The organism is Anoxybacillus ayderensis (genome assembly GCF_013761015.1).
GTDB lineage: Bacteria > Bacillota > Bacilli > Bacillales > Anoxybacillaceae > Anoxybacillus > Anoxybacillus ayderensis.
On record NZ_JACDUV010000007.1, the window covers coordinates 66,166 to 79,053 of the forward strand.

Here is a 12,888-nt window from a genome sequence, read left to right on the forward strand (position 1 = left end):
AGAACTGTTTTTAGCGAGGGGGATTTATACGTTGATTAAAATTGGGGTGCCGTTAACGATTGAACCGAAATATAGCGAAAAAATGGAAAAATACAAATGTAAAGTAGCAGAAGTAGAATATGGGAAAATTTACATTGATTATCCGATTGATATGAGCACGAATCGCACCGCATTTTTGCTCGACGGAACGCAATTAAAAGTAAGTTTTGTCGGGGAAGATGAAGCGGTTTATGCGTTTGAAGCAGAAGTGTTAGGCCGAACAAAGCGCAATATTCCGCTTCTTGTTTTGTCATATCCTGGGGATCAACATCTTATTCGTATTCAACGTCGTCAGTTTGTACGTGTCGATGCGATTGTAGACGTGGCTGTTCATCCGCTCAATGACGAATTTGTCCCATTTACGACTGTGACAAGCGATATAAGTGCGGGTGGTGCAGCGATTGTATTGCCAAACGGTGAAACAGGGTTAAAACACGGGATGACCATTGAAATTTGGCTCGCACTCCATATGCGTTCAGGAGATTATCACTATTTACGTTTTCTTGCGCGCGTTGTTCGCATTTTTGAAGAAAATGTTTTAAAAGCATCTTTGCAATTTTTAGAAGTGAACGATGTAGACCGTCTGACATTGATTCGTTACAGCTTTGAAAAACAGCTGGAAACGAGGAAAAAAGAACAGTTGGACGCATAAATATAGCCGTTTTCTCCCATAATAAAAATAAAAAAATTAGAGAGGGAGAAACGAATGAAGACGATTGAACGAATGTTATGGAAGCTAGCGATCATTCAATTTATTTTTTTATTTATCGCCCAACTTGTCGTTTCCCATTCGTCCATTGCCCCTTATATTGTGAAAGTCATTCATTACGAAGGGGTAATGAAAAATTCCGCTACGAAAACGGTTGAAACATTCGACCAATGATAAACGGTATGATACAATATAAGAAGCAGGAGTGTTCCTGCTTTTTTGTTGAAAACAAAACGATGTATGGGAGGCATTATGGAAAAGAAAATTTCGATCGCGATTGATGGACCGGCAGCGGCTGGAAAAAGCACGGTTGCGAAACGATTAGCTGAAGCATTATCTTATGTTTATATTGATACAGGAGCGATGTATCGCGCCTTAACATATTGCGCTCTTCAGCGCGGAGTAGATGTTCATGATGAAAAACAATTAATGAACGTCCTTCATGATACATATATTGAATTAAAGCCGTCTCCAATTGGACAGCTTGTGTTTGCCAACGGTGAAGATGTAACGGAGGCCATTCGGAAAAACGATGTGACAAACAACGTGTCGTACGTTGCTAAACATCCGGCAGTGCGAGAAGAAATGGTGAAACGCCAACGCGAGTTAGGGCAGCATGGCGGTGTTGTGATGGACGGTCGTGATATTGGTACGCACGTGTTGCCACACGCTGAAGTAAAAATTTTTTTGCTCGCCTCTGTGGAAGAGCGGGCAAAACGTCGTCATGAAGAAAACGTGGCGCGGGGCATTCCTTCTAATTTAGAGCAACTAAAAGAGGAAATTGCTCAGCGTGATCGAATTGACTCTGAACGTAGCGTCGCTCCGTTGAAAAAAGCAGAAGACGCCATTGAAATTGATACAACATCGCTATCCATTGATGAAGTTGTTGATCGCATTATGCGCATTGTCCAAGAAAGGGTGAAGGGGTAGTGAGTTTTTACACGTTTGCCCGCGCGCTTGTGAAACAAGTGCTTACTCCGCTTTATCGTATTGAAGTTAGTGGAGTGGAACATATTCCGAAAGAAGGTGCGGTTATCATTTGTGCCAATCATATTAGCAACTTAGATCCGCCAGTTGTCGGTATTACATGTCCGCGCCCGGTTCATTTTATGGCAAAAGAAGAACTGTTTCGCACACCTATTGTTAAACAACTCGTCTCTCGCTTACATGCGTTCCCTGTTCGTCGCGGAATGGGTGATCGTGAAGCGTTGCGAACAGGATTAGCTTTATTAAAAGAGAAACATGTACTTGGGCTATTTCCTGAAGGAACGCGAAGTAAGGATGGAAAGTTGAAAAAAGGGCTAGCCGGGGCAGGATTTTTTGCATTGCGCAGCGATGCGGTTGTCGTGCCTTGTGCGATTGTCGGTCCTTATCGTATTGGAAAAAAATTAAAAGTTGTATACGGTGCCCCAATTGACTTTACACCATGGCGGGAAAGAAAGGCGAGTGCCGATGAAGTGACCGCAGTCATTATGGAACATATTCAACAACTTTTACATGAACATCAATAGTTATGACTTGACAAAATGAATGTTTTAATACAGATTAGTAAAAAAGGAAGTTTTTTCTTTGTGTCAAATGGACGAGCATATTGTTGTTCGCCCATTGAACATATATTTCTGTCGTCGAGCAGGTGTGGAGTGTAAGGAGGTATTCACTATGGAAGAGATGAATCAAGTCGATGTGCGCGTCTATGAAGTAGGCGACACGGTGAAAGGTCAAGTAACGAAAGTAGAAGACAAACAAGTGCTCATTGATGTGGAAGGAAGCAAGCTTGTCGGCATTATCCCGATCAGCGAGCTATCAAGTCTTCATATCGAAAAAGCAAGCGATGTTCTGTCAGTCGGAGATGCAGTCGTCGCAAAAGTGAAAAAAGTAGAAGATGAAGCGCTTATTTTATCGAAAAAAGCAGCAGATGCAGAACAAGCATGGGAAGTGCTTGAACAGAAGCTTGCAAACGGTGAAACGTTTGATGTAGTCGTGAAAGATATTGTAAAAGGTGGGCTCGTTGCGGATGTCGGTGTTCGCGCATTTATCCCAGCGTCGCTTGTGGAAAAAGATTTTGTCGAGGATTTCTCAGACTATAAAGGACGTACATTAACTGTAAAAGTAGTTGAGCTCGATCGTGAAAAAAATCGCGTTGTTTTATCACATCGGGCGGTTGTAGAAGAAGAAGAGGCAGCGAAAAAGAAAGCCGCATTACAGTCGATTCAAGTTGGTCAAGTGCTTGAAGGGACCGTCGTGCGCATGACGAACTTCGGCGTATTCGTCAATATCGGCGAGGTTGATGGTCTCGTACATATTTCTCAACTTGCCCATACGCGCGTAGATCATCCGTCAGATGTTGTAAAAGAAGGCGATGTCGTCAAAGTAAAAGTGCTTGCGATTGATGAAGAAAGCGGTCGCGTTTCTTTGTCTGTGAAAGCAGCATTGCCAGCTCCTTGGGATGGAATCGAACAAAAAATAAAAGAAGGCGATGTATTAGAAGGGACAGTGAAACGTTTAGCCCCGTTTGGAGCGTTCGTCGAAGTATTGCCGGGCGTTGAAGGGCTCGTTCATATTTCGCAAATTTCAACAAAGCATATCGGCACGCCGCATGAAGTGTTAAAAGAAGGCGATGTCGTCAAAGTGAAAGTGCTTGCAGTAAACGAACAAGAAAAACGATTATCGTTAAGCATTCGTGAGTTGCTTGAAGAAGATGTGGAAGAAGACTATCATGAATATACAACGTCAACAGAGACGACGACAGGATTTCAAATTGGTGAAGTCATCGGAGACCAGTTAAAAAAATTAAAATAAACGGTGATGGCAGTGGAACGTGCAAAACGAAAACTACAACATATTGAATATGCGCTCTCAACGGGACAACGTCGCTTGCATGGGTTTGAAGATATTACATTTGTGCATAATAGCTTGCCGAATATTTCCACTGCCCATATTGACTTGCAAACAAAAATCGGCGAACTTTCTCTGCGTTCGCCGATTTTTATTAATGCGATGACAGGCGGTGGAGGCGAAGAAACGACAAAAATTAACGAGCAGCTCGCTTATGTTGCGAACGAATGCGGTATTGCGATGTCTGTTGGTTCGCAAATGGCCGCTTTAAAAGATGAACGAGAGCGACAATCGTTTACAATTATTCGCCAAGTCAATAAACGTGGCATTGTATTTGCGAACTTAGGGAGCGAAGCAACGGTTGAACAAGCAAAACGAGCGATCGATATGATCGAGGCGAATGCCCTTCAAATTCATTTAAACGTCGTTCAAGAGCTCGTTATGCCCGAAGGAGATCGCAACTTTTGCGGGGCGCTTTCACGCATTGAACAAATTGTGTCTGCTGTTGATGTACCTGTTATCGTAAAAGAAGTCGGATTTGGAATGAGTAAAGAAACGGCGCGACAGTTAGAAAACGTAGGGGTATGTGCCGTTGATGTTGGCGGTTTTGGAGGCACAAATTTTGCGCAAATTGAAAATAAGCGACGCGAAAGACAGCTTGCTTATTTTAATGAGTGGGGAATAACAACGACGGCATCGATTGCCGAAGTAGCAGCGGAAGTTCAACGCATCCGTGTTATTGGAAGCGGAGGGGTGCAGCATGCGCTTGATGTAGCGAAATGTATTGCACTCGGCGCTTCCGCGGTAGGAATGGCTGGCTATATGTTGCGTCTTCTTATCGAGCAAGGAGTGGAAGCGTTAATTGCCGAAATCAATCAATTGCACGAAGATTTAACACTCATCATGACTGCGCTCGGTGCTCGAACGATTGCTGATTTGCAAAACGTCCCGCTCGTCGTTACGGGAACAACATACCATTGGTTGCGGGAGCGTGGCATTGAAACGACCCGTTATAGCCAGCGATAACGGAGAAAGGTGTCCTTGAGAGGACACCTTTTCCTATGTGTATATTTACTGTTCTGTTTTTGTGCTTCCTTTAAAATTTTTTGCTGGATCCCGATCGGACTCGACACGACGCGATTGCTTTAATTTTTTTTCTTGGCGATCTTTCCCCATTTTCATCCCTCCTTAGTCCTTTATTTTCTCCATTCCCTTTTTTCGCATACAAAGATTAAATTTTTAAAAATAAGACATAATGGAAAGTGGAGGTGTTATGGTTGGAAGGAAGTTATTTTTACTGGGTTTCTTGGTTTTTATGGATTGTGTATACGTTTCTCGCTCCGAAAAATCATGTTCGTTTACGCATTTGTCTATATATTTTATTGTTAATTACCCTATCTGCGCATGAGATAACGATTTATTCCTTTCATATTTCATTTGCTTACATATTGATGTTGATTGTTAGTTACTCGTTTGTCATGAAACAAACAGGAACAGCCTTCATTTATTTTTCTTTTGCAAGTGCAAGTGTCACGATGTTGTATGCTGCGTTTCATTTTTTGTTATTGTTCGATCCGGTTTGGGCGTTTGTTGAAGCGACATGGTTGCTTGTATTTGTGCTTTTGTTTGCTTCGTTTGCGCTATATCGATCGTTTGATGAACGCTTGCTTGTTTTGACGGTCGGATGCTGTCAAGGTGATTTTTTATACGTATTTGTGTTAAAGCAATTTTCTTTTCCTCATTCGATCGGTTCCCTTTCGTTTTTAGATGGATGGGCGTTAGCAACCGTATGTTTATTTTTATGGAAATGGCTCGAACAGTTACCAATATATATCGATGCACGATTTCAAAAGCGAGCAAAGGAGGCTAATACGTGAACGAATATACGTATCCGATTTTATTTGGCGTAACCATTGGTGTATTGACCCGCTTGTATTTATTAAAAACAGATTATCGTCAATATCCGACGTATTTGCATGGGAAAATTATTCATATTGCTTTAGGTTTTATTGCTGCAGGGCTTGGGACGATTGCAGTGCCTGCCATTATGGAAAAAGAGTTCGCTGCCATTACATTTTTAGCACTCGCTGCTTCACAGTTTCGTGATGTGCGCAATATGGAGCGAAATACGTTAAATGAACTTGACCAATGTGAACTCGTTCCGCGCGGAAAAACGTATATTGAAGGAATTGCTATTGTTTTTGAAGGGAGAAACTATTTAGTTATTTTTGCGTCATTTTTAAGCACGTTCGCTTATTTAGTTTGGAATATATGGCTTGGAATTGTTGCGGCAGCGATTGCCTTTATCGTTGCTCGCAAACTTATGTCTGGCAGTCGGCTCGGCGATATTGTCGAAGTAGAATACGTGAAGCCGCATTTCAAAGGAGCGGGATTATACGTCGACAATATTTATATTATGAACATCGGTTTAGAAGCGCGGCGGGAAGAGATTTTACGGTATGGTATGGGGTTTATTTTGAAACCAAAAAACTTTAATGCTCGCTCAACAATCGCTAATCTCGGACAACGCCAAGCGATTTTACATGATATTTCAACGGCATTAGGCGTATACCGCGATTCAGGTACGCCAGCGCTTGTGCCACTTGCGAAACGCGATTTAGACGATGGACGAGTCGGTATTTTTATTTTGCCTCAAGAAAAAGATGTCGAAAAAGCAAAAGCGATCATTCGCAATGTACCGACGTTAGAAAATGCGATTCGCATGCCGACGAAATCTGAAACGAATCAAGCAGGGAGAGTGTTACGATGACTGTAGAAAAAATGATTTTAGCGGTCATTACAACGTCGCCGCATAAAGTGGCTGGCGGCGTTACGTTCGTTTGTGAAAACAATGAAGAAATGCAACGAATCGCAGCGAATTTAGAAGCGATTTTAGACGGGATTGCCCATGCGCTAAGCGACGATTTGCTCATTATTGTGAAACATTGATTTTTTTGATAAAATGGGAAAGCTAGACCCTTCAGTCGAAGGGCTTCTTTTTTGTTCGGGTTTCGAAATTTAATGAAGGAGTGTGAGAATATGACGAAACCAGTTGTAGCAATCGTTGGTCGTCCAAACGTCGGAAAATCGACGATTTTTAACCGCATTGTCGGGGAACGCATTTCGATTGTAGAAGATGTACCGGGAGTGACACGCGACCGGATTTATAGTAGCGCAGAATGGTTAAATACAACGTTTAACATTATTGATACAGGCGGCATTGATATTGGCGATGAGCCGCTATTAACGCAAATTCGTCAACAAGCCGAAATTGCGATCGATGAAGCGGATGTGATCATTTTCATGACGAATGGTCGGGACGGTGTCACAGCAGCAGATGAAGAAGTGGCGAAAATTTTATATCGTTCCAATAAGCCAGTCGTTTTGGCAGTAAACAAAATTGATAATCCAGACATGCGTGAAAACATTTACGACTTTTATACGCTCGGATTCGGAGAGCCGATTCCGATTTCTGGTACGCACGGATTAGGGATCGGGGATTTGTTAGATGCTGTCGTTGCCCATTTTCCAAAGCGCGAGACGAAAGAATATGATGCGGATGTCATTAAGTTTTGTTTAATTGGTCGTCCAAATGTTGGGAAATCTTCGCTCGTGAACGCCATTTTAGGTGAAGAACGGGTCATTGTGAGCGATATAGCAGGAACGACGCGCGATGCGATCGATACGACATTTAAGCGCGACGGCCAAGAATATGTCATTATTGATACAGCAGGGATGCGCAAAAGAGGAAAAGTGTATGAAAGCACCGAAAAATATAGTGTGTTGCGAGCGTTAAAAGCCATTGAGCGCTCCGATGTTGTGCTTGTCGTCATTAACGCAGAAGAAGGAATTATTGAACAAGATAAAAAAATTGCGGGATATGCGCATGAAGCGGGTCGTGGTGTCGTAATCGTTGTGAATAAATGGGACGCGATTGAAAAAGATGAAAAGACGATGAACGAATTTGAGCAAAAAATTCGCGATCATTTCCAATTTCTTGACTATGCGCCTATTGTATTCGTATCAGCAAAAACGAAACAACGATTGCATAAGTTACTTCCAGTTATTCAAATGGTCAGTGAAAATCATGCGATGCGCGTTCAAACGAACGTATTAAACGAAGTGCTAATGGATGCCGTGGCGATGAATCCGACACCAACGCATAACGGACAACGATTAAAAATTTATTACATGACGCAAGTAGCGGTAAAGCCACCAACGTTCGTTGTATTCGTCAACGATCCGGAATTGATGCATTTCTCATACGAACGCTTTTTAGAAAACCGAATTCGCGATACGTTCGGATTTGAAGGAACGCCAATTAAAATTATTGCACGCCCACGAAATTAAGGGGGGATAAAATGGTTACTGTATTAGGTGCAGGTAGTTGGGGCACAGCTTTAGCGATCGTTCTTGCTGATAACGGACATCACGTTCGGCTATGGGGACAACGTCAAGAACAAATGGATGAAATAAATGAAAAACATACGAACGAAAAATATTTGCCAAATATTCATCTTCCTGAGGCGATTGTTGGTTATACCGATCTTGCCAAAGCGCTTGAAGGGGCTGAAACGGTTGTATTAGCCGTTCCGACAAAAGCGATTCGCGAAGTGTTGCAGCGTGTTCGTACGTGCTTGAAACAGCCAATTACAATCGTCTCGGTTAGTAAAGGAATTGAACCGGATACACATAAACGCATTTCAGAAATTATTGAAGAAGAAATGGGAGAACAATTGCAAGATGTCGTCGTTTTATCAGGTCCAAGTCATGCGGAGGAAGTGAGTTTACGCCATCCAACGACCGTGACGGTGTCATCGAAAAACATGGAAGCAGCCGAACGCATTCAAGATTTATTTATGAATCATCAATATTTCCGCGTATATACAAACCCAGATTTAATTGGCGTAGAAATTGGCGGGGCGTTAAAAAATATTATTGCGCTAGCTGCTGGAATTACGGATGGACTCGGTTATGGGGATAATGCAAAAGCGGCGCTTATGACGCGCGGACTTGCAGAAATGGCTCGTCTCGGTAGCCGTCTCGGTGCCAATCCGCTCACATTTGCAGGGTTGACTGGGATCGGTGATTTAATTGTGACGTGTACAAGCGTCCATTCACGCAACTGGCGTGCGGGCAATTTGCTTGGAAAAGGATATGCGCTTGATGATGTGCTCGCGAATATGGGAATGGTCGTTGAAGGTGTTCGAACGACAAAAGCGGCCTATCAGCTAGCGAAAAAAATGAATGTGGACATGCCGATTACAAATGCACTTTACGATGTTTTGTTTAACAGAAAAGATGTGAAAAGCGCGGTCGACTCGCTTATGGCGCGCGGGAAAACGTCGGAACTTGAAGATTTAGCGAACATTTCGTTATAATTTTCTTTGAAATAGGCATGTGAAGAGAGCTTTGTTATGTATGTTGCATACAATGCTATGAAAACATTCTCAGACTCGAATGGATGGTGCATGTTTAGTCATCGTCTGAAGTAAAGAAGCCCCGCTTTACTTCAGCTTTTTTATGCAGCAATTAAGAGAAAGCGAGGGAGAGGAATGTCACCGGGTCTTTTAAAAATGTGGATTTCGTTAACAGGAATCGGGTTAATGTTTGTTGCTGTATTTTCGATTTATTTTAGTCGATATAAGGTGAAAAATAAGGTCGTAAAAATTGTTTTAGCGACGATTGCATACATAAGTATGATCATCGCTGGCCTTATTATTGTATTTGTCGTATTTAGCGGGCCGGTGCAAGAATAGAAGGATGGATGAATGATGAAAAAGTGGATACTTTCTGCAATGATCGTTGTCGTGTCTGTGTTATTATCTGGGTGTTTATACCCGCAAGAGCGGCTAGCGCAAAACCAAATTCCATATAAAGAACAAGTCGAACGTGTTCAACAAGCAGTAAATGAATATAAGCAGGCGACAGGCGGTTTGTTACCTATTAAAACACGAGATATGTCTACGCCCATTTATCAAAAATATCCGATTGATTTCAATTTGCTTGTGCCGCGATATATGGCTGAACCACCGGGCAATGCGTTTGAAAGCGGCGGGGTATATCAATACGTTCTTGTCGATGTAGAAACAAATCCGACGGTCAAATTGCTAGATTTGCGTGCGGCGGAAGCCATTCGCGATTTAAAGTTGCGCATTCGCATGTATCAAGACGCTCACGGTTATCCACCATTTAAAGATGTGCTCGCTAAAGGAGTATTTACGCTCGATTATAAAAAACTTCGTTTAGACGCACCGCCTTATGTCGTCAGCCCATATTCAGGAAAAAATCTTCCGCTCATTATTGACGGCAAGGGAGAAATTTATATCGACTACCGTATCGACTTGTATGAAAAATTGCAATCAGAGGCGCATCACTATCGCTATGGAGATGATATTCGCGACTTGCTTGTCAAGCATTCGCTTTTTGTCCCAGCTTATTCCCTTCCCTACACGATTGATGAAAAGAAAAAAGAACCTATTTTTCTTGTGAAATAAGTCATGATCCCTTCTCTAAGCAAATACATTTTAGAGAAGGGATTTTTTTAGTCATAAACAATTAGGACAACGACATATGCATATAGTGTCCTCATATGTTTTAAATATAAGGGAGGGAAGGCAGTTGGAAAAGGTCGATCTTTTTAAAGATATTGCCGAACGAACAGGCGGAGATATTTATTTAGGAGTTGTCGGCGCCGTTCGAACAGGCAAATCAACATTTATTAAAAAGTTTATGGAACTTGTTGTCATTCCGAATATTCAAAACGAAGCAGATAAAGCTCGAGCACAAGATGAACTGCCACAAAGCGCAGCGGGAAAAACAATTATGACGACAGAGCCGAAGTTTGTTCCGAATCAAGCGGTAAAAGTAAAAGTAGACGATGGATTGGAAGTAAATATTCGCCTCGTTGATTGTGTCGGCTATACCGTACAAGGGGCAAAAGGATTTGAAGATGAAAATGGGCCACGTATGATCCATACACCGTGGTATGAAGAACCAATTCCATTTCAAGAAGCAGCTGAAATCGGTACGCGCAAAGTCATTCAAGAACATTCGACGATCGGTGTTGTCATTACAACGGATGGCTCGATTGGAGAAATTCCGCGTGAAAACTATGTGGAAGCAGAAGAACGTGTTGTAAATGAATTAAAAGAAGTTGGTAAGCCATTTATTATGATTATTAATACCGTTCGTCCACAACATCCTGAAACAGAAACATTGAAGCAACAACTAAGTGAAAAATACGATATTCCAGTATTAGCGTTAAGCGTGGAAGGAATGCGTGAAGCGGATGTGTATCAAGTGCTTCGTGAAGCATTGTATGAATTCCCGGTATTAGAAGTGAATGTAAATTTACCGAACTGGGTCATGGTTTTGCGCGAAAACCATTGGTTGCGTGAAAGCTATCAAGAAGCGGTGCGCGATACAGTAAAAGATATTAAGCGCTTGCGTGATGTCGATCGCGTCGTTCAACAATTTAGTGAGTACGATTTTATCGATGAAGCTCGCTTGGCTGGCATTGAAATGGGGCAAGGCATCGCAGAAATTGATTTATACGCCCCAGACGAACTGTACGATCAAATTTTAAAAGAAGTTGTCGGCGTAGAAATTCGTGGGAAAGATCATTTGTTGCAATTAATGCAAGATTTCGCTTATGCGAAGGCGGAATACGACCAAATTGCTGATGCGCTCCGCATGGTGAAACAAACAGGTTATGGCATTGCTGCTCCATCGCTTTCTGATATGAGCTTAGATGAACCGGAAATTATTCGCCAAGGATCACGTTTTGGTGTGCGTTTAAAAGCGGTAGCACCGTCTATTCATATGATTAAAGTCGATGTCGAATCGGAGTTTGCACCGATCATCGGAACAGAAAAACAAAGCGAAGAACTCGTCCGTTACTTAATGCAAGATTTTGAAGATGATCCGCTTTCTATTTGGAACTCAGATATATTTGGCCGCTCGCTCAGCTCGATCGTTCGTGAAGGCATTCAAGCCAAGCTTGCTCTCATGCCTGAAAATGCGCGTTATAAATTAAAAGAGACGTTAGAGCGCATCATTAATGAAGGATCCGGTGGACTCATTGCCATCATCTTATAAAAAGACTCCATTTGGGGTCTTTTTTGCTTTTAAACGAAAATTTTCTCTTGCAGTGAAAAAGAGCAATATGATAATCTTTATTCAGAAAATGTTAGGCTCCTTGGAGAATAATAGGCAAATTGCATGATTTTGCTGAAAAAATGTTGAATTATGAGCAAGAATCAGTTAATATAAGGCATGTTAATGTATAGAAACAATAGAAAGTGTAAACAACTGAAAGTAATGTATGATACATACGCTTTGGGAGGAGGTGAATGGCATGAACAAAACGGAATTAATTAATGCGGTAGCTGAAGCAAGCGGTCTTTCTAAAAAGGATGCATCTAAAGCAGTTGATGCTGTTTTTGACGCGATTACAGAAGCGCTTAAAAACGGTGATAAAGTGCAATTAATCGGTTTTGGTAACTTCGAAGTGCGTGAGCGTGCGGCGCGCAAAGGACGCAACCCGCAAACAGGAGAAGAAATCGAAATTGCTGCAAGTAAAGTTCCTGCTTTCAAACCTGGGAAAGCGTTAAAAGATGCTGTAAAGTAAGAAATTACATACAGCCAAGAGGTAGCCGGTTGCGAGCTACCTCTTCTTTTTTGCCTTTTTTCATCTTTATATGCTAGAATCGGATTACGTGAAGTTGAATGCTAGGAGGATGCAACAAATGAATGTAGAACAAATCGAACAGGCTGTCCGCTTAATTTTAGAAGCGATTGGAGAAGATCCGAATCGCGAAGGGTTGCTCGATACACCGAAGCGAGTGGCGAAAATGTATGCAGAAGTGTTTTCAGGCTTGAATGAAGATCCGAAAATACATTTGCAAACGGTGTTTAGTGAAGATCATGAAGAGCTTGTCCTCGTTAAAGATATTCCGTTTTATTCCATGTGTGAACATCATCTCGTCCCGTTTTTCGGTGTGGCTCATGTTGCATACATCCCGCGTGGCGGCAAAGTCACAGGGTTAAGCAAACTCGCACGAGCAGTCGAAACAGTGGCGCGCCGTCCGCAGTTACAAGAACGAATTACGGCAACAGTCGCTGATGCGATTATGGAGACGCTCGAGCCGCATGGAGTGATGGTTGTTGTTGAGGCAGAACATATGTGCATGACGATGCGCGGCGTGAAAAAACCAGGATCGAAAACGGTCACAACTGCGGTTCGTGGAACGCTTGCAACAGACGAGAAAGCACGTGCTGAAATATTAGCGCTCATTAAGTAG

Annotated in this window: 17 protein-coding genes; 16 read left to right on the plus strand and 1 reads right to left on the minus strand. The window is 42.3% G+C overall.

From position 1 onward, the window contains the following. Nucleotides 1–31 precede the first annotated feature (31 nt). The 6 genes from HNR63_RS10955 (at nucleotide 32) to fni (ending at nucleotide 4,609) form a co-directional block, all read left to right on the plus strand. Nucleotides 32–691 (plus strand): flagellar brake protein, encoded by a 660-nt coding sequence (locus HNR63_RS10955; RefSeq protein ID WP_181520719.1) that lies wholly within the window; start codon nucleotides 32–34, stop codon nucleotides 689–691. Nucleotides 692–745: 54 nt separating this feature from the next. Further along, nucleotides 746–922 carry a YpfB family protein gene (locus HNR63_RS10960; RefSeq protein ID WP_181520720.1) on the plus strand — a complete coding sequence of 59 codons (177 nt, stop codon included), beginning with the start codon at nucleotides 746–748 and terminating at the stop codon, nucleotides 920–922. Nucleotides 923–1,000: 78 nt separating this feature from the next. Next, nucleotides 1,001–1,678: a (d)CMP kinase gene (gene cmk, locus HNR63_RS10965; RefSeq protein ID WP_181520721.1), complete on the plus strand. Its 678-nt coding sequence runs from the start codon at nucleotides 1,001–1,003 to the stop codon at nucleotides 1,676–1,678. Beyond that, nucleotides 1,678–2,259, plus strand: a complete 582-nt coding sequence (locus tag HNR63_RS10970; RefSeq protein ID WP_009373701.1) for a lysophospholipid acyltransferase family protein — start codon at nucleotides 1,678–1,680, stop codon at nucleotides 2,257–2,259. Before cmk ends, HNR63_RS10970 begins: the two co-directional genes overlap by 1 nt. A 148-nt stretch (nucleotides 2,260–2,407) precedes the next feature. Further along, nucleotides 2,408–3,547, plus strand: a complete 1,140-nt coding sequence (gene rpsA, locus HNR63_RS10975; protein ID WP_042535547.1) for a 30S ribosomal protein S1 — start codon at nucleotides 2,408–2,410, stop codon at nucleotides 3,545–3,547. Nucleotides 3,548–3,559: 12 nt separating this feature from the next. Beyond that, nucleotides 3,560–4,609, plus strand: coding sequence for a type 2 isopentenyl-diphosphate Delta-isomerase (fni, locus tag HNR63_RS10980; protein WP_181520794.1), 1,050 nt, complete (start codon nucleotides 3,560–3,562; stop codon nucleotides 4,607–4,609). A gap of 45 nt (nucleotides 4,610–4,654) precedes the next feature. Here the strand turns inward: fni and HNR63_RS10985 are convergent, their stop codons facing one another. Continuing rightward, entirely contained in the window at nucleotides 4,655–4,759 is a 105-nt protein-coding gene (locus HNR63_RS10985) for a YpzI family protein (RefSeq protein ID WP_009373698.1), read from the minus strand. 92 nt (nucleotides 4,760–4,851) lie between these two features. Between HNR63_RS10985 and HNR63_RS10990 the strand changes: the two genes are divergently transcribed. The 10 genes from HNR63_RS10990 to folE all read left to right on the plus strand — a co-directional run bounded on the left by HNR63_RS10990 (nucleotide 4,852) and on the right by folE (nucleotide 12,888). Then, nucleotides 4,852–5,460 carry a YphA family membrane protein gene (locus tag HNR63_RS10990; protein ID WP_327850361.1) on the plus strand — a complete coding sequence of 203 codons (609 nt, stop codon included), beginning with the start codon at nucleotides 4,852–4,854 and terminating at the stop codon, nucleotides 5,458–5,460. After that, nucleotides 5,457–6,353: a YIEGIA domain-containing protein gene (locus HNR63_RS10995; RefSeq protein ID WP_181520723.1), complete on the plus strand. Its 897-nt coding sequence runs from the start codon at nucleotides 5,457–5,459 to the stop codon at nucleotides 6,351–6,353. Before HNR63_RS10990 ends, HNR63_RS10995 begins: the two co-directional genes overlap by 4 nt. Continuing rightward, complete coding sequence (locus HNR63_RS11000; protein WP_042535555.1) at nucleotides 6,350–6,532, plus strand: capping complex subunit for YIEGIA; 183 nt, start codon at nucleotides 6,350–6,352, stop codon at nucleotides 6,530–6,532. Before HNR63_RS10995 ends, HNR63_RS11000 begins: the two co-directional genes overlap by 4 nt. Before the next feature lie 90 nt (nucleotides 6,533–6,622). Continuing rightward, nucleotides 6,623–7,933 carry a ribosome biogenesis GTPase Der gene (gene der, locus HNR63_RS11005; protein WP_042535557.1) on the plus strand — a complete coding sequence of 437 codons (1,311 nt, stop codon included), beginning with the start codon at nucleotides 6,623–6,625 and terminating at the stop codon, nucleotides 7,931–7,933. Between the two features lie 11 nt (nucleotides 7,934–7,944). Beyond that, complete coding sequence (locus HNR63_RS11010) at nucleotides 7,945–8,964, plus strand: NAD(P)H-dependent glycerol-3-phosphate dehydrogenase (RefSeq protein ID WP_181520724.1); 1,020 nt, start codon at nucleotides 7,945–7,947, stop codon at nucleotides 8,962–8,964. Nucleotides 8,965–9,138: 174 nt separating this feature from the next. Further along, nucleotides 9,139–9,342: a DUF2768 domain-containing protein gene (locus HNR63_RS11015; RefSeq protein WP_042535560.1), complete on the plus strand. Its 204-nt coding sequence runs from the start codon at nucleotides 9,139–9,141 to the stop codon at nucleotides 9,340–9,342. 15 nt (nucleotides 9,343–9,357) lie between these two features. Then, a complete protein-coding gene (locus tag HNR63_RS11020; protein WP_042535585.1) occupies nucleotides 9,358–10,080 on the plus strand; it encodes a hypothetical protein in 723 nt (240 codons plus the stop codon). A 124-nt stretch (nucleotides 10,081–10,204) separates the two neighbouring features. Next, nucleotides 10,205–11,683 (plus strand): stage IV sporulation protein A, encoded by a 1,479-nt coding sequence (spoIVA, locus tag HNR63_RS11025; protein WP_009373691.1) that lies wholly within the window; start codon nucleotides 10,205–10,207, stop codon nucleotides 11,681–11,683. A gap of 259 nt (nucleotides 11,684–11,942) precedes the next feature. Continuing rightward, nucleotides 11,943–12,215, plus strand: a complete 273-nt coding sequence (locus HNR63_RS11030) for an HU family DNA-binding protein (protein WP_003394524.1) — start codon at nucleotides 11,943–11,945, stop codon at nucleotides 12,213–12,215. Nucleotides 12,216–12,324: 109 nt separating this feature from the next. Next, complete coding sequence (folE, locus tag HNR63_RS11035) at nucleotides 12,325–12,888, plus strand: GTP cyclohydrolase I FolE (protein WP_085787986.1); 564 nt, start codon at nucleotides 12,325–12,327, stop codon at nucleotides 12,886–12,888.